Below are 16,912 nucleotides of genomic sequence, written 5' to 3' on the forward strand. Positions count from 1 at the left end.
GACGGCCCGGGACCGGCGCCGACCGCCGGGGCCCGTGGCAAACGGGCGTCAGGCGTCAGGCGTCAGGCGTCAGAAGAGGGTGCCCTCCTCCGGACCTTCCAGCTCGGTCAGCAGCTCGGGGCCGTTGTTGCGGACGTTGCTGACGGCGGTGGAGACCGGATAGGCCCGCATCAGCCCCTCCGGCGGCGGCTCCAGCAGCGACCGCAGGTTCGCCGGGTCGGTCCGGGCCGGGTCCAGCCAGGCGTCCCAGCGGTCCGGGGTGAGCATCAGCGGCATCCGGGGGTGGATCTCGGCCAGGGTCCGCGGCCCGTCGGCGGGCGCGACGCCCAGCGGGCCGGTCTCCGCCTCGGTGGTGACGACCGTGCAGGTCGCCCACCAGGCCAGCGGATGGTCGTCCGGCAGCGTACGGTCGCGCCAGAACTCGTACAGCCCGGCCATGGCGAAAACGGAACCGTCGGCGGGGGTGACGAAGTACGGCTGCTTACGGGGCCGCTTCTTCCGGCCCTTCTCCTCCAGCTCCCGCTCCTCGGCGCCGGTGACCCACTCGAAGTAGCCGTCGGCGGGGACGATGCACCGGCGGGCGGCGAAGGCCCGCCGGAACGACGGCTTCTCGTGGACGGTCTCCGCGCGGGCGTTGATCAGCCGGGCGGCGCCCTCGGGCGATTTGGCCCAGGACGGCACCAGCCCCCACTTCACCGTCCGGAGCTGGCGGACCGGGGCGGGATCCCCGGAGTCCCGCAGCGGGCGCTCCACTATCACCTGGACCTGTTTGGTCGGGGCGATGTTGTAGTCGGGCGCGAGCGTCTCCTCCGGTTCCCATTTCTGTACGCCGAAGAGCCCGACGAGGTCCTCGGGCGCCCGGCTCGCCGCGTACCGTCCGCACATCTCCAAACCACCCCTTCGCCCTGCACAACCGTACGGCCGTGCGCCGTCATTCCGGCGGGTCCGTGGTTCCGGGCCCGCGGGACCGCCGCGCACACCGCGGCGGACGCACCGGCCGGCCCGTCCCGGGACCGGCTCCCGTGGCCGGTCCGGGGACTCCCCGTACCCGGCGGCCGCGGCGGTGCGTCCCAGCAGTCTGCCCGGCCGGGCCGCTCCGGTGGCCGGAAAGCCCAGCGGAGGGCTGCACCGGGACCCCGGCACCGGGCGCGTGCCCGACCCCGCCCCCTGCTCCGGCTCCGGCTCCGGCTCCGGCTCCGGCTCCGGCCGGAACGATCCGCTCCGTCCGGGCGTCTCCCCCGGTACACGTCCTCGGACACGCACCACCGAAGACCGCACCACCGGCCGGCGGACCGGAACCCCGGGAGGCACCCGGCCGGGCGCACATGTCCGGATGCCAGACTGCACTCCCGTATCCCCGCGCCCGTATCCGCTGTCCCTGCTCCCGTATCCGCCGTATCCGCCGTATCGGCCGGATCCGCCCACCGGCCCGGGAGCAGTCCACCGCCCGTCCCGACCACCCAGGAGCCGCCCGCCATGGACAGGACCACCGTCGCCGGTCTGCCCGACGCCACGACCGGGCCCCTCCTGAGCAGCGCCTCCGCGACCGGGCTCTGGGACCGGCTGACCGGGATCCAGCCCCCGCCGGAACAGTGGATCATCGTGCTGACCGGGGCCCTCGCCCTGATGGCGGTGGTCCCCAATCCGCTGTGGCGGCTCTCCCGCAACGCCGTCACCATCGCCCACGAGGGCGGCCACGGGCTGCTCGCCCTGGTCACCGGCCGCAGTCTGGAGGGCATCCGGCTGCACTCCGACACCAGCGGACTGACCGTGAGCCGGGGACGGCCCACCGGTATCGGCATGATCCTCACCGCCGCCGCGGGCTACCCCGCCCCGTCCCTGCTCGGCCTCGGCGGTGCCGCGCTGCTCACCGCCGGGCGCACCACCCTGCTGCTCTGGCTGGCCACGGCGCTGCTGCTGGCGATGCTGCTGATGATCCGGAACCTGTGGGGCGTGTTCACCGTCGTGTCGACGGGCGCCGCCTTCCTGCTGGTCTCCTGGCTGGCCGAACCCGATGTACAGGCCGGTTTCGCCGCCGCCGCGGTCTGGTTCCTGCTGCTCGGCGGGGTCCGCCCGGCCTTCGAGCTCCAGGCCAAGCGGCGCCGCGGCGGCGCCCCCGACTCCGACGCCGACCAGCTGTCCCGGCTCACCCATGTACCGGCCGGGCTCTGGCTCTTCCTCTTCCACGCCGTCTCGCTCACCGCGCTGATCGGCGGCGGGCGCTGGCTGCTCGACCTCAGGTGACCCGGGGCCGGGGGCGGGAACCGGCCGCCGCCGGGGCACTCCGGTGACGTACCACCGAGGGATTACGTCCTGGTTCCGGTGGATTTGATCAAGATCGGGGCGTCGGCCGAGCCACTAAAGTATTGGCCATGACCGAAGCCCCGGCGCACCCCGCCCCCGCCCTCTGGCCCGCCCCCTACGCGAGCGGAGCCGTCGAAGCGACGGTGACCGTGCCCGGATCGAAGTCGGTCACCAACCGTGCCCTCGTCCTGGCCGCGCTCGCCGCCGAGCCGGGCTGGCTGCGCCGCCCGCTGCGCTCCCGCGACAGCCTGCTGATGGCCGAGGCGCTGCGCGCTCTGGGCGTCGGTATCGAGGAGGGCGTCGGCCCCGACGGCGAGGGCGAGGTCTGGCGGGTCATCCCGGCCGGGCTGCACGGCCCCGCCACCGTCGACGTCGGCAACGCGGGCACCGTCATGCGCTTCCTGCCGCCCGTCGCCACCCTCGCCGACGGCCCCGTCCGCTTCGACGGCGACCCCCGGTCGTACGAGCGTCCCCTGCACGGCGTGATCGACGCGCTGCGCGCCCTGGGCGCCCGGATCGACGACGACGGCCGCGGCGCGCTGCCGCTGACCGTCCACGGCGGCGGCGCCCTGGACGGCGGCTCCGTGGAGATCGACGCCTCCTCGTCGTCGCAGTTCGTCTCCGCGCTGCTGCTCTCCGCCCCCCGGTTCAACCAGGGCGTCGAGGTACGGCACGTGGGCGCCACGCTGCCGTCGATGCCGCACATCCGGATGACCGTCGATATGCTCCGCGCGGTCGGCGCCCAGGTCGACGAGCCGGAGACCGGCGGCGAGCCCAATGTCTGGCGGGTCTCCCCCTCCGCCCTGCTCGGCCGCGATCTGGTGATCGAGCCCGACCTCTCCAACGCCCAGCCGTTCCTGGCGGCGGCGCTGATCACCGGCGGCCGGGTCACCGTCCGCGACTGGCCCGAGCGCACCACCCAGCCCGGTGACGCGCTGCGCCGGATCTTCACCGAGATGGGCGGTGCCTGCGAGCTGACGGACCTCGGCCTCACCTTCACCGGCAGCGGCCGGATCCACGGCATCGACGTGGACCTCTCCGAGGTCGGGGAGCTGACGCCCGGCATCGCCGCCGTCGCCGCCCTCGCCGACTCCCCCTCCACCCTGCGGGGCGTCGCCCATCTGCGGCTCCACGAGACGGACCGGCTGGCCGCGCTCACCCGTGAGATCAACGGGCTCGGCGGCGATGTCACTGAGACGGCGGACGGTCTCCACATCCGCCCCCGCACCCTGCACGGCGGGGTCTTCCACACCTACGACGACCACCGCATGGCCACCGCGGGCAGCATCATCGGCCTCGCCGTCAAGGGCGTGGAGATCGAGAACGTGGCCACCACCGCGAAGACCCTCCCCGACTTCCCGGCGATGTGGGCGGCCATGCTCGGCCTGCCCGAAACAGCGGGGTCGGAAAGCTGAACGGGATCTGAGGCAATGCGGCGCTACGGCAAGAACCCCGACGAGGACGACATCCGGGTCCGGCCCAACCGGAAGGGCAACCGGCCCCGGACCAGTATCCGGCCCAAACACGAGGACGCCTCCGAAGGAATGGTCCTCACCGTCGACCGGGGCCGGCTGACCTGTCTCGTCGAGGACCGGGTCGTCACCGCCATGAAGGCCCGCGAACTCGGCCGCAAGGCCGCCGTCGTCGGGGACCGGGTCGCCCTCGTCGGCGATCTGTCCGGCACCAAGGACACCCTCGCCCGGATCGTCCGGATCGAACCGCGGACCTCCGTACTGCGCCGCACCGCCGACGACGACGATCCGTACGAGCGCGTCGTCGTCGCCAACGCCGACCAGCTCGCGATCGTCACCGCGCTCGCCGACCCCGAGCCGCGGCCCCGGCTGATCGACCGCTGTCTGGTCGCCGCCTACGACGGCGGGCTCGCACCCCTGCTCGTCCTCACCAAATCCGATCTGGCCCCCGCGGACGGACTGCTGGAGATGTACGGGGCGCTCGGCGTCCCGTACATCGTCACCACCCGGGACGAGTTCGTGGACGGCCGGGCCGCCGACCGGGTCCTGGCCCATCTCGACGGCCGGACCACGGCCTTCGTGGGCCACTCCGGGGTCGGCAAGACGACCCTGGTCAACGCGCTCGTCCCGGAGGACCGGCGGCGCAGCACCGGCCATGTCAACGCGGTCACCGGCCGAGGCCGCCACACCACCACGTCCGCGCTGGCGCTGCCGCTGGCGGGCGACGAGGGCGGCTGGGTCATCGACACCCCGGGCGTCCGCTCCTTCGGCCTGCACCATGTGGATCCGGCGCGCGTCATCCACGCCTTCCCCGATCTGGAACCCGGCACCGAGAACTGCCCCCGCGCCTGCAGCCACGACGAGCCCGACTGCGCGCTCGACGACTGGGTCGCCGAGGGGCATGCCGACCCGGCCCGGCTGGTCTCCCTCCGGCGGCTGCTGGCCACCAGGGAGCGGCGCGAAGGCGACTGATCCGGCGCCGGGGAGCGCCGGAGAATTCAGTGCGCGGAGCCGGAGAGCTGGAGGCCGATCACACCAACGATCACCAGGCTGATGGAAACGATCTTCAGGGTGGAGACCAGGTCGCCCAGGAAGATCATCCCGTAGATCGCCGTTCCGGCGGCGCCGATACCGGTCCAGACGGCGTACGCCGGGCCCACGTCGAGCTTCTTGAGGGCCAGCGTGAGCAGGCCGAAGCTGCCGAGGGCGAAGGCCGCGAAGGCGACGGTGGGCCAGAGCCGGGTGAAACCGTGGGAGAGCTTCAGACAGACGGCGAATCCCGTCTCCAGGATTCCGGCGACCACCACGAGCAGCCACGCCATGTGAGTGCCTCCCCAACAGTCGGTGACTGCTTCGTCGGACGTGATGCGATTATGCATTTGCCGACGGAGGTACACCGCAAACGTCGCCGCGTCACCCGACTGCGCGTCGCCCGGCCGCCCGGGGCCCTCCGGCCCGCTCACCGCGCACCCCGGGCCCGGAGGGACAGGGCCGGGGTGTCAGGGCTCCCGGGACATCACCGCCGGCGCGGCTCGTCACCCAGATAGCCGAGCAGTGCCTCGTGCAGCAGGCCGTTCGACGCCGCCGCGTTGCCGCCGTGCGGGCCGGGCCGGCCGTCGAGGGCGGTGAAGGTGCCGCCCGCCTCCTGGACGACGGCGGCCACGGCCGCCATGTCCCAGAGCGACAGTTCCGGTTCGGCGCAGATGTCCACCGAGCCCTCGGCGACCATCATGTACGACCAGAAGTCGCCGTAGCCGCGGGTGCGCCAGCAGTCGTCGCTCAGCCGGAGAAGGCCGTCCAGGCTCCCCCGCTCCTTCCAGCCGGTGAGCGAGGAGTACGCGAAGGAGGCGTCCGCGATCCGGGAGACCGAGGACACCCGGATCGGCGTTCCGGCGTCCGGCGAGGGGCCGGTGTGGGCGCCGGCGCCCCGGGCCGCCCACCAGCGGCGGCCGAGGGCGGGGGCGGAGACCACGCCGACGACCGGCTGCCAGCCGTCCTCGCCCTCCTCCATCAGGGAGATCAGCGTGGCCCAGACCGGCACTCCGCGGACATAGTTCTTGGTGCCGTCGATGGGGTCGATCACCCAGCGGCGGGGGCCCGTGCCCTCGACCCCGTACTCCTCGCCGAGGATCGCGTCGTCCGGGCGGGCCCGCTGGAGCCGGGCCCGGATCAGCTCCTCGGCCGCCCGGTCGGCCTCCGACACCGGGGTCATATCAGGCTTGGTCTCGACCTGGAGGTCGAGGGCCCGGAACCGGGCCGTGGTGGCGGCGTCGGCGGCGTCCGCGAGGACATGGGCGAGGCTCAGATCATCGTCGTACTCGGGCATGATCCTCACTCTATCGGTGCTCCGCCGGTGCGTTCCGGGGCCGGATCCGGCCATGCGGCGGGGCGGGCGGCCGTACCTCTTGACACCTGAAGGGGCCGCGTCAACCCTGACATCGAGCCCCCTCGGCCCGGAGGTGACCGTGCCCACAGCGCGAGAGTCCCTGCTGAGCGCCGCCCTGCGGGCGCTCGACCAACTGCCCTGGTCAGCGGTGCGGATGGTCGATGTCGCGGCCTCGGCGGGCGTGTCCCGGCAGACCCTCTACAACGAGTTCGGCAGCAAGGACGGGCTGGCCCGGGCGCTGGTGCGCCGGGAGGCGGACGCCTTCTTCCACGGGGTGGACCGGCTGCTCACGGAGCGGGCCGGCCCGTCCGCGGCGGAGAAGCTGGTCGCTCTCGCCGAGTGGACCGTGGCCCAGGCCCGGGCCCGGCCGCTGCTGCGGGCCCTGCTGACCGGCTGCTGGGGCGAGCGGCTGCCCGCGCCCCGTACCGCCCGCTCCGGCGAGGGCACCGGTCCGCCGCCGGTCCGGCACCCCGTGGACACCGGCCCGCCGGCCCCGTCGGAGGTGGCGGCGGCGGTACGGGACCGGTCCCTGGCCGCTCTGGAACGGTCCCGCGACGACGGCCCGCCACCGCCGGACGAGGCCGCCGCGCTGGCGCACCGCTGCGAACTCGCGGTCCGGCTGGCGCTGTCCTATGTGGTCGCTCCGGGCCGCGGGGGTGTGGGCGCCCTGGTCCGTACGGCCCTGACGCCCGCCCGGCTGCCGGTTCCGGCCCCGGTCGCCGACTGACGGCGCCCGCCGCGGGGCCCGGTGCCGGGCCGCCGCCGTAACCAGTGCCGCCATTAACCACTGCCGCCGCAACCAGTGCCGCCGTGCCTCTGCCGTCCCGCCCGCCGCTGCCGTGCCCGCTGCCGTCGTACCCCTGCCGTCCCACCCGCTGCCGCCGCACCCCTTGATGCGGCACCGCCGGGCTGCGACTCTGAAGGTGCCCCCGTTTGTGAATTTGTGAATCGGTTCTCGAAAGGGCCGGTTCCCCAAGGAGGTGGCTCCGTCCATGCTCGTCCGTGACGCCATGAGCACGGTGGTCCTCACCATCGGCCCCGCCCATACCCTCCGGCAGGCCGCCGGGCTGATGGCCGCCCGCCGGGTCGGTGCGGCCGTCGTCCTCGACGGTGATGCCGAGGGCCCCGGCATCCTCACCGAGCGCGACATCCTCACATCGGTCGGCACCGGCCAGGACCCCGACCGGGAGACCGCCGGCGCCCACACCACCACCGACGTCGTCTTCGCGGCGCCCTCCTGGACGCTGGAGGAGGCGGCCGAGGCCATGTCCCGCGGCGGCTTCCGCCACCTGATCGTGCTGGACGACGCGGGCCCGGTGGGCATCGTCTCGGTCCGGGACATCGTCCGCTGCTGGGCCCCGGCCCGCCGCCACCGGGAGACCCTGGTCGGCTGAGCGGCGCACCGGCCCGCCGGACCCGGCACCCGGGACCCCGGTGGGCCGCGGAGAACGCAGCAGGGCCGGGCCGGCCGCCGTGATCCGGCGGCCGGCCCGGCCCTCCCGCTCGACGGCAGGCGCCCGTCAGCCGCGCAGGGCCTGGACCGCGGCCTCCAGCCGCTTGCCGAAGTCTCCGTCGGCCTGACGGAAGTTGTTGATCGCCCGCTCGGCGATATCGTCGCGGGAGACCCCGGAGATACCGCCGGCCAGGTTCTCGATCAGCCGGGACTTCTCGTCCTCCGACATCAGCCGGTAGAGGTTGCCCGCCTGGACGAAGTCGTTGTCCTCGGCGTGGTCCGCCGCCGGGTGGGTGCCGGTGGCGCCGGAGACCGCAGTGGCCGACCAGAGCGGACGGTCGGTCTGGTGCGGGCCGCCGAAGCTGTTGGGCTCGTAGTTCTTGGCGCCCTTGTGCCGGCCGTCGTAGAGGTAGCCGTCCCGGCTGTGGGTACGGGCCTCGGTGGCGTGCGGCCGGTTCACCGGAAGGTGGTCGGCGTTGATGCCGACGCGGTAGCGGTGGGCGTCGCCGTAGGCGAAGAGCCGGCCCTGGAGCATCTTGTCCGGGGACGGGCCGATACCCGGCACGAAGTGGGCGGGGCTGAAGATGGACTGCTCGACCTCGGCGAAGATGTTCTCCGGGTTGCGGTTCAGCTCCAGCTTGCCGATCTCGACCGGCGGGTAGTCCTCGTGCGGCCAGACCTTGGTCAGGTCGAAGGGGTTGAAGCGGTAACCGGCCGCCTCCGCCGCGGGCATGATCTGCACCTGGACGGTCCAGCTCGGGAAGTCGCCGCGCTCGATGGCCTCGCGCAGGTCCCGCTGGTGGCTGTCCGGGTCCTCGCCGGCCAGCCGGTTGGCCTCGTCCGCCGGCAGGTTCTTGATGCCCTGGTCGGTCTTGAAGTGGTACTTGACCCAGAAGACCTCACCGGCCTCGTTGGTCCACTGGTAGGTGTGCGAACCGTAGCCGTTCATATGACGGTACGAGGCGGGGATACCGCGGTCGCCGTGGAGCCAGGTCACCTGGTGGGTGGACTCCGGCGACAGCCCCCAGAAGTCCCAGACGTTGTCCGGCTCCTGCGAACCCGAGTAGGGGTCGCGCTTCTGGGTGTGGATGAAGTCCGGGAACTTGATGGCGTCCTTGATGAAGAAGACCGGGGTGTTGTTGCCGACGAGGTCGTAGTTGCCCTCTTCGGTATAGAACTTCAGCGCGAAACCGCGGGGGTCGCGCACCGCGTCGGCCGCGCCCAGGTTGCCCGCGACCGTCGAGAAGCGCAGGAAGGTCTCGGTCTCCTTGCCGACCTCGGACAGGAAGGCCGCCCGGGTCCACTGCGAGACGTCCCTGGTCACGGTGAAGGTGCCGTACGCGCCGGCGCCCCGCGCGTGGACGACGCGCTCCGGGATCCGCTCGCGGTTGAAGTGCGCGAGCTTCTCCATCAGCAGCTGGTCCTGAACGAGAACAGGACCGCCGACGCCCGCGGTCTCGCTGTTCTGGTTGTCGGCGACCGGAGCTCCGGCCTCCGTGGTGAGCGGTCCCTGCGTCGTCACGTGCGCCTCCTGCGTCATCCCTGCGTGTCCTGTCCCTTGGCGTTTCGCCGAAACCGATCCTACGATGGACTTTGTCTAAGTCAAGTCCGCTTCCAGAGTCACACCCGTTCGGGATCTGTTCCCCACCACTGTTAGGCTGGTCCTTATGAGTGACCTGTTGGAACGACTCCGCGGACGCGGCTGGCGCCTCACTGCCCAGCGGCGTGTCGTGGCCGAGGTCCTCGACGGCGACCACGTCCATCTGACGGCCGACGAGGTGCACGCGCGGGCGGTGGACAGACTCCCCGAGATCTCCCGGGCGACCGTGTACAACACCCTCGGTGAGCTGGTCGCCCTCGGCGAGGTGCTGGAGGTCGCGACCGACCGCCGCGCCAAGCGGTACGACCCCAATGCGCACCGCCCCCACCACCATCTGGTCTGCGCCCGCTGCGGCGCCATCCGCGATGTCCACCCGGCGGGCAATCCGCTGGCCGATCTGCCCGACTCGGAGCGCTTCGGCTTCACGGTCTCGGACGTCGAGGTCACCTACAAGGGCATCTGCCCGAACTGCGCGGCCTGACACCACCCGGCACGACACCACCCGGCCGTCACGGCCCATAGCCCGTGACGGCCGTTTCCGTTCCCCCCGGGCACGACCGAAATCAACCGGCCAACCGGCCCGAACAGTGCGCTCCCGGCGCGTTTCCCGGAAAGCACCGAAGGCCCGGATTCCATGGAATCCGGGCCTTCGGTCTTGAGTAGCGGGGACAGGATTTGAACCTGCGACCTCTGGGTTATGAGCCCAGCGAGCTACCGAGCTGCTCCACCCCGCGTCGGTGAACCCCACTCTACGGTGTCCCGGCCGGTCGGTGCAAATCCCTTCCCACGGGCCCCGCGGACACCGGGCGGCCCCGGAGGCCGCAGGCCCCCCGGGGCCGCAGCGGCAGGGAAGCCCTCGACCGTCTCGACCGTCCCGGGCCGCCCTCGCGGGCCGGGACGGACGCGCATCCGCCGGTCCGGCCCGGTGCACGGAATGCCCCGGTGCACGGAGATGCCCGGTGCACGGAGATGCCGGGTGCGCCGCCGACCCGGTAGAAGACGTGCCCGCACCGGGCCCGCGCTCCCGCCACAGCCACAGGCACAGCGGCAGCGGCGGCGGCGGCAGGCGACTACGCCGTCAGCTCCTGGTGGAGCGCGTCCCGCAGCTTCGCCGCGCGCTCGGTGACCTCGCCCGGGCCCAGTTCCTCGGCCCGGGCGCACCACCGCTTGCCCTCGGCCAGCTCGCCGCGGCGGGCCGCCAGCAGTGCGAGCCGCAGCGCGGCCCGGCCGTGGCCCGCGTGCGCGGCCCGGGTCCACCAGAGCGCCGCCTCGCGCTCATTGCCGTCCCGGGCCAGCAGCAGCCCCAGGTTGAACGCGCCGTTGCGGCTGCCCGCCTCGGCCGCCTCCCGGTACCAGCGGGCCGCGGCGGTGACGTCCCCGCGTGCGGCGGCCAGCATGCCGACCCGTACCTGGGCACGCCGGTGCCCCTGTTCGGCGGCGCGCTCGTACCACTCCTCGCACTCGGTCTTCTCCGCCGTGGTCTCGCCCAGTGCGGGCGGGCCGGGCGGTGGCTGGCGGGCGTCCAGCAGGGTGGCCAGCCGGAAGGCGGCCTCCGCGCTGCCCCCGCCCGCCGCGCAGCGCAGATGCCGTTCGGCGGTCTGCTCGTCGCCGTCGCGCAGCCGGGCTATGCCGACCTGGAGCGCCGCCTCCGTATGACCGGCGGCGGCGGCCCGCTCGTACCACTTCAGGGCGGTGCGGTCGTCGTCCCGGCCGACGTACAGGATGCCCAGGTTGAACGCGGCGTCGACGCTGCCGGCCTCCGCGGCCTTGGAGAACCAGGGCTCGGCGCCGACCGCGTCACCGGCCTGGAGCAGCAGCACGGCGAGCGCGTTGGCGGCCTCCCGGTGCCCGGCGTAGGCGGCGTTGCGGTACCACTGTTCGGCCTGGGCAGTCCGGTCCTGGGCGGCGCAGAGCAGCCCGAGGTTGTAGGCGCCGTTGACATCGCCCGCGCTCATCGCGGCCCGGTACCAGCGCTCGGCGGTCTGCGGCTCGCCGCGGGCGGCGTGCAGGGCGCCGAGCGCGTTGGCCGCGTTGCCGTCGCCCTCCTGGGCGGCCCGCAGCCACCAGATCGCGGCGCTCTCCTCGTCGCCCGCGTCCCGCAGCAGGAAGCCGAGGGCGCAGGCGGCCTTGGTCTCACCGTCCTTGGCGGAGGTCAGATACCAGCGCCCGGCCTCCTTGAGTTCGCCGCGCTTCTCCAGGATGGCGCCGAGGTGCAGGGCGGCGCGGCGGTGGCCGCGGGCGGCGGCCTGCCGGTACCACTGGGCGGCCTCGTCCAGCGCGGAGAGGGCTCGCGCGCCGGTGCCGGTCTCGGGGCCGGGGCCGCCGCGCGGTACGCCCGCGGGCCGGGCGGCCTGGTCGGCGGCGCGCAGGTCGAGCATCCGGGCCAGCCGGTACGAGGCCTCCCGGTGCCCCTGCTCGGCGGCGGCCCGCAGCCAGCGCTCGGCGCCCACGTCGCTGCGGTGCTCCAGCAGATCGGCCAGGGCGTAGGCGCCCAGGGCGTGGCCCTGCTCGGCGGACTGGCGGAGCCAGTACTCGGCGGCCGGCTCGTCGCCGCGTTCGCGGAAGTGGCGGCCCAGGGCATGGGCGGCGGCGGCGGATCCGGCGACGGCGGCGATCCGCCACCAGCCCGCGGCCTCCTCCGGGTGGCCGCGCTGGTGGAGCAGGACGCCGAGGTTGTTGGCCGCGGCCCGGTCACCGGCCGCGGTGGCGCCGCGGAGATAGGGCTCGGCGCTGTCGAGTTCGCCGCGGCGGAGAAGGAGGGAGCCGAGCACGCTCATGGCGGCGGGGTCGCCGGCGTCGGCCGCGCGGCGGTGCCGCGCCTCCGCTCCGGCCGTCTCCACAGCGTCCACATTGGCATCAGCTGTATCACCCGCACCAGATGTCGTACGGGAATCAATTGCTCCGGATGCCCGCCCCGAACGCCCCGGGAGAGCAGCTGCGGACGGGCTGGTACCGGTGCCGGGACCGATGCCGGTGGCGGGACGTGCGAGACGCGCAACGGCGGCCGGAGGCGCCGCATTCAGCGCGTTCGCCGCCGTACCGGCATCTCGCCGTACAAACCGCCCGGTCTCCAACAGAGTCGCCCTGTCCCCCATAAATTCCATCGTCGCACCACCCGCAGCCCGCTCACACCTGGTATACCGCAGTGGGTGAGGTCACTTCAGCGTTTTGTCGACATGCCCACAGAGAGATAAGTCAAACACTTATCTGTTCAACTCCCCGGGCGCGGTGCACGGTTCCCCCCTCCGCTGTGGGCCGTCTCTCAGCAATACGCACACCGAGGGCCCGGATCCTCAATGGATCCGGGCCCTCGATGATTCAGTAGCGGGGACAGGATTTGAACCTGCGACCTCTGGGTTATGAGCCCAGCGAGCTACCGAGCTGCTCCACCCCGCGTCGGTATGTCCCAACAGTACCAGACGCACGGGATGACCAGCACATACGGCCGGAAGGCCGGTCCCCCCGGAGGTGGACCGGCCTTCCCGTCAGGTGGACGTCGGCGGACTCTTCGATTCCGCCGGTGGCTTCGTCGCCGGGCCCGAGGACCCGCCCTGAAGCCGGGCCAGCCGGTCCAGCGCGGCATCGAGCTGGTCCTCGGCACGGCCGACCGCCTCACGGTCGGTCGGATCCTTCTTCAGCGCCGCGTCGACCGCGGCATGGGCTTCGAGGACCTCCGTGATGGCCTGCTTCACGGCCGCGTCGCCCGTCGCCGGCGGAGTCGTCGGAGGCGGTGTGGCCGACCCGGGCGGCTTGGTGCCCGGCGGCTGTTCGGCCGGCGGAGTCGTCGGTTCCTTCACCGGCTGCTCGAAGGCCGCGTCCAGCGCCTGGGACAGGCTGTCCTTGAAGACCGGCTTGCCGCCGCCGTAGGCCGCGGCCACCTTCTTCAGCAGCGGGTAGTTGGCACTACCGCCGCGGGCGTAGACGGGCTCCACATAGAGGAAGCCGCCGTCCAGGGGGATCGTCAGCAGATTGCCGTACTCGATATCCGAGTCGGTGCCCCTGAGGTCGCGGACGAAGGTCGCCACTTCCTCCACACCGTTCAGCTCGCTCTGCACCTGCGAGGGGCCCTGGACCGTCTCGGTGACTCTCAGCAGCCTGATCTTGCCGTACTCGGGGCTGTTGGCATCGGCGTCCACCGCCATATAGGCACCCAGATTGGGCCGCCCGTTGGGGGTGAACGTCGTCGTCAGCGAGAACTTCTGTTCCTTGTCGCCCGGCATCTTGAGGCTCAGGTAGTACGGCGGAACCGCGCTGGCCTCCTTCTTGTTCGTCGGGTCGTCCGGCACCTGCCAGGCGTCCGAGCCGCTGTAGAACTGGTCGGGCTCGGTGACGTGGTACCGGGTCAGCAGCTCGCGCTGGACCTTGAACATGTCCTGGGGGTAGCGCAGATGCGACTTCAGCTCGGAGCTGATCTCGCTCTTCTTCTTCACCGTCCCCGGGAACGCCTTCATCCAGGTCTTCAGCACCGGGTCCTTGGTGTCCCACTGGTACAGCTTGACCGTGCCGTCGTAGGCGTCGACGGTGGCCTTGACCGAGTTCCGGATGTAGTTGACCTGGTTCTGCTGCGCGACGACGGCCCGCTGACTGGTGGTCGTGGAGTCGGTCGTGGTGTCGCCCAGCGTGGTGCGGGAGGCGTAGGGATAGCCGTTGGTCGTCGTATAGGCGTCGATGATCCACTGGATCCGGCCCTCGACGACCGCCGGATAGGCGTCTCCGTCGATGGTCAGCCAGGGCGCGACGGCCTCGACCCGCTCCTTGGGCGTCCGGTTGTAGAGGATCTTCGACCCCTCGCCCACGGCGCCCGAGTAGAGGATCTGCGGCTCGCCGAAGGCCACCGCGTACGCGGCGCGGTTCAGGGTGCTGGAGAGGCTGACGCCGCCCTTGCCCTTGAAGCTGGTGTACTTCGTGTCACCGCTGGCCGCCTCGTAGTCCAGCTCCTTCTGGGGGCCGCCGACGATGGAGTACTGCTGCGTCTTCTCGCCGTAGTAGACCCGCTGCTCGTAGGAGCCCTTGCCGATCAGCGTGCCCTTGGTGGGCATACCGGACTCGGTGAAGTCGGGCGAGCCGACGGTGCCCTTGCCGGGGTCGGTGACCACACTGGTGCCCTTGGCCGCGATCGCGCCGTAGCCGTGGGTGTAGGTGAAGTGGTCGTTGATCCAGTTCCGCTTCGGAATGCCCTCGATGTTCAGCTCGCGCAGACCGATCACGGTGTCCTGCGGCTTGCCGTCGGGACCCGGGTAGCGGTCGACGTCCAGGGTCGTCGGGAACTGGTAGTACTTCCGCTCCTGCTGGAGCTGCTGGAACGCCGGCGACACCACATTGGAGTCGACCACGCGGTAGCTGGCGGCCGTATTGGCCTCGGCCCGCTGCTCGGCCCGGCGGCTCGGATCGGCCGACCGGCCCGGATAGTCCTCGGGCTTGGCCTGGTCGATCCCGTACGCCTTGCGGGTGGCGTCGATGTTCTTCTGGATGTACTGCGCTTCCTTGGCCTGCTCGTTCGGCTGGACCTGGAACTTCTGCACGATCGCCGGGTACAGCCCGCCGATCAGGATCGCCGAGAGCACCATCAGGCCGAAGCCGATGACGGGCAGCTGCCAGGTGCGCCGCCAGAGGGTGGCGAAGAAGAGCACCGCGCAGATCACGGCGATGAAGAACAGGATGGTCTTCGCCGGGAGGTAGGCGTTGGCGTCGACGTACCGCAGGCCCGTCCAGTTGCCGGTGGCCTTGAAGTCGCTGGACTTCACGGCCAGGCCGTAGCGGTCGAGCCAGTAGGCCACGGCCTTCAGCGAGACGAAGATCCCGAGCAGCACCGAGAGGTGGCCGGTGGCGGCGGCGGTGGCCCGGGCGCCGGGGCTGGTGATGCGCAGCCCGCCGTACAGATAGTGGGTCAGCGCGGCGGCGATCAGCGACAGCACCACGGCCGCGAAGCCGAAGCCGAGGAGGAAGCGGTACCAGGGCAGGTCGAACGCGAAGAACGCGACGTCCAGACCGAACTGGGGGTCCTTCTCGCCGAACGGCACCCCGTTGACCCACTGGAGCCAGGTCTTCCACTGACCGGTGGCGGACGCTCCGGCGATCAGCCCGACGAGCGCGGTGACCGAGAGGAGAACCCACTTCTTGTACGGGGCGATGCCCATCCGGTAGCGGTCGAGGCTCTGCTGCTCCAGCGACATCGCGCTGAGCGGCGGGCGGAGCCGGTGCGCGAGCCAGATGTTCAGGCCCACGACGGTCGCCATCAGGAGGCCGAAGACGGCGAAGAGGCCGATCTTCGTCCAGAGGGTGGTGGTGAACACCGACGAGTACTCGACGGATCGGTACCAGAGCCAGTCGGTCCAGAACCCGGCGAACATGACGAACGCCATCGCCAGCACCGCCAGCACGCCCAGTGTCATCAGCAGGGTGCGGACACGCCGGGACGGCCGTCCCACCCTGATCCGTGGCCCGGTCGGGGGGCCTCCGCCGCGGTCCGGCATCTGGAAAGCCAACGTGCGCACCTCGAAGTTCGCGATCGTATGACCGCCCGGACGGGTACCGGACGGCCGTGTCAAGCGGGCCCCGCGATCGTAGAGCCCATTGATGCAACTTACTGAGGCTTTACCTAGTTCCCGTCATGGGGTATCGATCCGGCCCGGTCCGGTGGCCCTTCCGTGTCCGGTTCGTGGCTGTTTCGTATCCCGGCCGGGAGGCGGTCCCGGCGGCGGTCCCCGAGGCGGTCCCGGCGTCCGGCCGGGGACCGGCTCCGGGACGGGCCCGGCCGCGCCCGGGAGCCGTCCGGCGGTGGGGTGGCGGGCGGCGCAGACGGCCGGGCGGTCGGGAGACCGGGCCCGGCGGTCAGGCGGCCCGGCGGTGGGGTGGCCGGGCGGTCGGGCCCGGCGGGACCGCCCGGGGGCGGCGGGCGGAGTGGCCGGTTCCCGCCGGAAGCCGCCGACGGGGCAGGATATGAACCATGTCCAATGAATCCTCCGCTTCCCCCTCCCCCGTCTCGCCGTCCTCGCCGGGACCGATCGCCGCGAGCCCGCTGACCCGGGCCGTACTGGAGATCGACGAATACGCCGCCACCCTCGGCTGGGACCAGCCCGCACGGCTCTTCGCCCTGGTCGACACGGCCGCGCTGCGCGCCCAGGAGCCCGCGCTGGCCGAACAGCTCGGGCTGGAGGGCGACGACGACACGGCGTCGCCGCTGACGCCCGTCGAGCAGGACGAGCTGCCCGCGGGCGCGCCGCTCGACGAGTTCCTCGCCACGATCGCCTGGCCCGACGCGGTGGCGGGCTGCGCCCTGACGGTGGAGCGGCAGATGCTGCCCCCGTCGGCGGAGGCGTCGGTACCGGAGAAGCTGGGCGAGAGCGCGCTCGCGAAGTGGGTGGCGTCGCACCCGGACCGGCAGGAGGTCCGGATGACCGTGGCGGTGCTGCGGGACGGGGCGCGCGAGTCGGCGCTGCGGCTGCGCGAGAAGGACTCCGCCACCGATGTGCTCACCGGCCCGGACCTGGTGCCGGGTCTGTCGGAGGCGCTGGCGGCGACCTTCGAGGCGTAGTACGGCAAGGGCGCGGGCGGCGCCGGTCCGCCCCGGTGGACGCGGCGGCACGGTCCGCTCGGCGGGAACGCGGCGCTCGGCCTGCTCCGGCGGAAACGCGGGGGCGGGCGGCGGTCCGGGCGCGCCGCCGGGCGGGCGGCGCGAGGGCCGGGCGGGCGGCGCG

The 16,912-nt window shown here is 72.5% G+C and carries 13 protein-coding genes and 2 tRNA genes; 7 read left to right on the forward strand and 8 right to left on the reverse strand.

What is annotated here, in order from left to right:
• Positions 1–69: 69 nt before the first annotated feature.
• Positions 70–885, reverse strand: coding sequence for an SOS response-associated peptidase (locus ACWDR0_RS09490; protein WP_456351064.1), 816 nt, complete (start codon positions 883–885; stop codon positions 70–72).
• Positions 886–1,476: 591 nt separating this feature from the next.
• On the opposite strand from ACWDR0_RS09490, the gene ACWDR0_RS09495 reads away from it, so the two are divergent.
• The 3 genes from ACWDR0_RS09495 to rsgA all read left to right on the forward strand — a co-directional run bounded on the left by ACWDR0_RS09495 (position 1,477) and on the right by rsgA (position 4,748).
• Positions 1,477–2,244 (forward strand): M50 family metallopeptidase, encoded by a 768-nt coding sequence (locus ACWDR0_RS09495; protein ID WP_456351065.1) that lies wholly within the window; start codon positions 1,477–1,479, stop codon positions 2,242–2,244.
• 128 nt (positions 2,245–2,372) lie between these two features.
• On the forward strand, positions 2,373–3,719 hold the full coding sequence (aroA, locus tag ACWDR0_RS09500; RefSeq protein ID WP_456351066.1) for a 3-phosphoshikimate 1-carboxyvinyltransferase: 1,347 nt from the start codon (positions 2,373–2,375) through the stop codon (positions 3,717–3,719).
• A 15-nt stretch (positions 3,720–3,734) separates the two neighbouring features.
• On the forward strand, positions 3,735–4,748 hold the full coding sequence (rsgA, locus tag ACWDR0_RS09505) for a ribosome small subunit-dependent GTPase A (protein ID WP_456351067.1): 1,014 nt from the start codon (positions 3,735–3,737) through the stop codon (positions 4,746–4,748).
• Between the two features lie 26 nt (positions 4,749–4,774).
• Here the strand turns inward: rsgA and ACWDR0_RS09510 are convergent, their stop codons facing one another.
• On the reverse strand, positions 4,775–5,098 hold the full coding sequence (locus tag ACWDR0_RS09510; protein WP_006346730.1) for a DMT family transporter: 324 nt from the start codon (positions 5,096–5,098) through the stop codon (positions 4,775–4,777).
• Positions 5,099–5,292: 194 nt separating this feature from the next.
• On the reverse strand, positions 5,293–6,102 hold the full coding sequence (gene hisN, locus ACWDR0_RS09515; RefSeq protein WP_456351068.1) for a histidinol-phosphatase: 810 nt from the start codon (positions 6,100–6,102) through the stop codon (positions 5,293–5,295).
• A gap of 139 nt (positions 6,103–6,241) precedes the next feature.
• Here hisN and ACWDR0_RS09520 point away from each other — a divergent pair, with 139 nt between their 5' ends.
• Complete coding sequence (locus tag ACWDR0_RS09520; protein ID WP_456351069.1) at positions 6,242–6,889, forward strand: TetR/AcrR family transcriptional regulator; 648 nt, start codon at positions 6,242–6,244, stop codon at positions 6,887–6,889.
• A 265-nt stretch (positions 6,890–7,154) separates the two neighbouring features.
• Positions 7,155–7,556: a CBS domain-containing protein gene (locus ACWDR0_RS09525; protein WP_456351070.1), complete on the forward strand. Its 402-nt coding sequence runs from the start codon at positions 7,155–7,157 to the stop codon at positions 7,554–7,556.
• A gap of 126 nt (positions 7,557–7,682) precedes the next feature.
• On the opposite strand, the gene ACWDR0_RS09530 is transcribed toward ACWDR0_RS09525, so the two are convergent.
• The gene (locus ACWDR0_RS09530) at positions 7,683–9,155 is read right to left on the reverse strand and encodes a catalase (protein WP_456351071.1); all 1,473 of its coding nucleotides are present in this window, start codon (positions 9,153–9,155) and stop codon (positions 7,683–7,685) included.
• 127 nt (positions 9,156–9,282) lie between these two features.
• Between ACWDR0_RS09530 and ACWDR0_RS09535 the strand changes: the two genes are divergently transcribed.
• Positions 9,283–9,696, forward strand: a complete 414-nt coding sequence (locus ACWDR0_RS09535) for a Fur family transcriptional regulator (protein WP_456351072.1) — start codon at positions 9,283–9,285, stop codon at positions 9,694–9,696.
• 179 nt (positions 9,697–9,875) lie between these two features.
• Here the strand turns inward: ACWDR0_RS09535 and ACWDR0_RS09540 are convergent.
• The 4 genes from ACWDR0_RS09540 to ACWDR0_RS09555 form a co-directional block, all read right to left on the reverse strand.
• A tRNA-Met gene (locus ACWDR0_RS09540) sits at positions 9,876–9,949 on the reverse strand.
• Between the two features lie 336 nt (positions 9,950–10,285).
• Positions 10,286–12,319 (reverse strand): sel1 repeat family protein, encoded by a 2,034-nt coding sequence (locus tag ACWDR0_RS09545; RefSeq protein WP_456351073.1) that lies wholly within the window; start codon positions 12,317–12,319, stop codon positions 10,286–10,288.
• Between the two features lie 218 nt (positions 12,320–12,537).
• Positions 12,538–12,611, reverse strand: a tRNA-Met gene (locus ACWDR0_RS09550).
• Between the two features lie 89 nt (positions 12,612–12,700).
• The gene (locus ACWDR0_RS09555) at positions 12,701–15,688 is read right to left on the reverse strand and encodes a UPF0182 family membrane protein (RefSeq protein ID WP_456351135.1); all 2,988 of its coding nucleotides are present in this window, start codon (positions 15,686–15,688) and stop codon (positions 12,701–12,703) included.
• Between the two features lie 473 nt (positions 15,689–16,161).
• Between ACWDR0_RS09555 and ACWDR0_RS09560 the strand changes: the two genes are divergently transcribed.
• The gene (locus ACWDR0_RS09560; protein ID WP_456351074.1) at positions 16,162–16,749 is read left to right on the forward strand and encodes a PPA1309 family protein; all 588 of its coding nucleotides are present in this window, start codon (positions 16,162–16,164) and stop codon (positions 16,747–16,749) included.
• The last annotated feature ends 163 nt before the right edge of the window (positions 16,750–16,912 follow it).

The sequence above is a fragment of the Streptomyces sp. NPDC003691 genome, assembly GCF_053981115.1.

Coding starts and splice junctions, on each gene's coding strand:
- ACWDR0_RS09490 (WP_456351064.1), bottom strand. CDS start 885: ATGTGCGGACGGTACGCGGCGAGCCGGGCGCCCGAGGACCTCGTCGGG.
- ACWDR0_RS09495 (WP_456351065.1), top strand. CDS start 1,477: ATGGACAGGACCACCGTCGCCGGTCTGCCCGACGCCACGACCGGGCCC.
- aroA (WP_456351066.1), top strand. CDS start 2,373: ATGACCGAAGCCCCGGCGCACCCCGCCCCCGCCCTCTGGCCCGCCCCC.
- rsgA (WP_456351067.1), top strand. CDS start 3,735: ATGCGGCGCTACGGCAAGAACCCCGACGAGGACGACATCCGGGTCCGG.
- ACWDR0_RS09510 (WP_006346730.1), bottom strand. CDS start 5,098: ATGGCGTGGCTGCTCGTGGTGGTCGCCGGAATCCTGGAGACGGGATTC.
- hisN (WP_456351068.1), bottom strand. CDS start 6,102: ATGCCCGAGTACGACGATGATCTGAGCCTCGCCCATGTCCTCGCGGAC.
- ACWDR0_RS09525 (WP_456351070.1), top strand. CDS start 7,155: ATGCTCGTCCGTGACGCCATGAGCACGGTGGTCCTCACCATCGGCCCC.
- ACWDR0_RS09530 (WP_456351071.1), bottom strand. CDS start 9,155: ATGACGCAGGAGGCGCACGTGACGACGCAGGGACCGCTCACCACGGAG.
- ACWDR0_RS09535 (WP_456351072.1), top strand. CDS start 9,283: ATGAGTGACCTGTTGGAACGACTCCGCGGACGCGGCTGGCGCCTCACT.
- ACWDR0_RS09545 (WP_456351073.1), bottom strand. CDS start 12,319: ATGGAATTTATGGGGGACAGGGCGACTCTGTTGGAGACCGGGCGGTTT.
- ACWDR0_RS09555 (WP_456351135.1), bottom strand. CDS start 15,688: ATGCCGGACCGCGGCGGAGGCCCCCCGACCGGGCCACGGATCAGGGTG.
- ACWDR0_RS09560 (WP_456351074.1), top strand. CDS start 16,162: ATGTCCAATGAATCCTCCGCTTCCCCCTCCCCCGTCTCGCCGTCCTCG.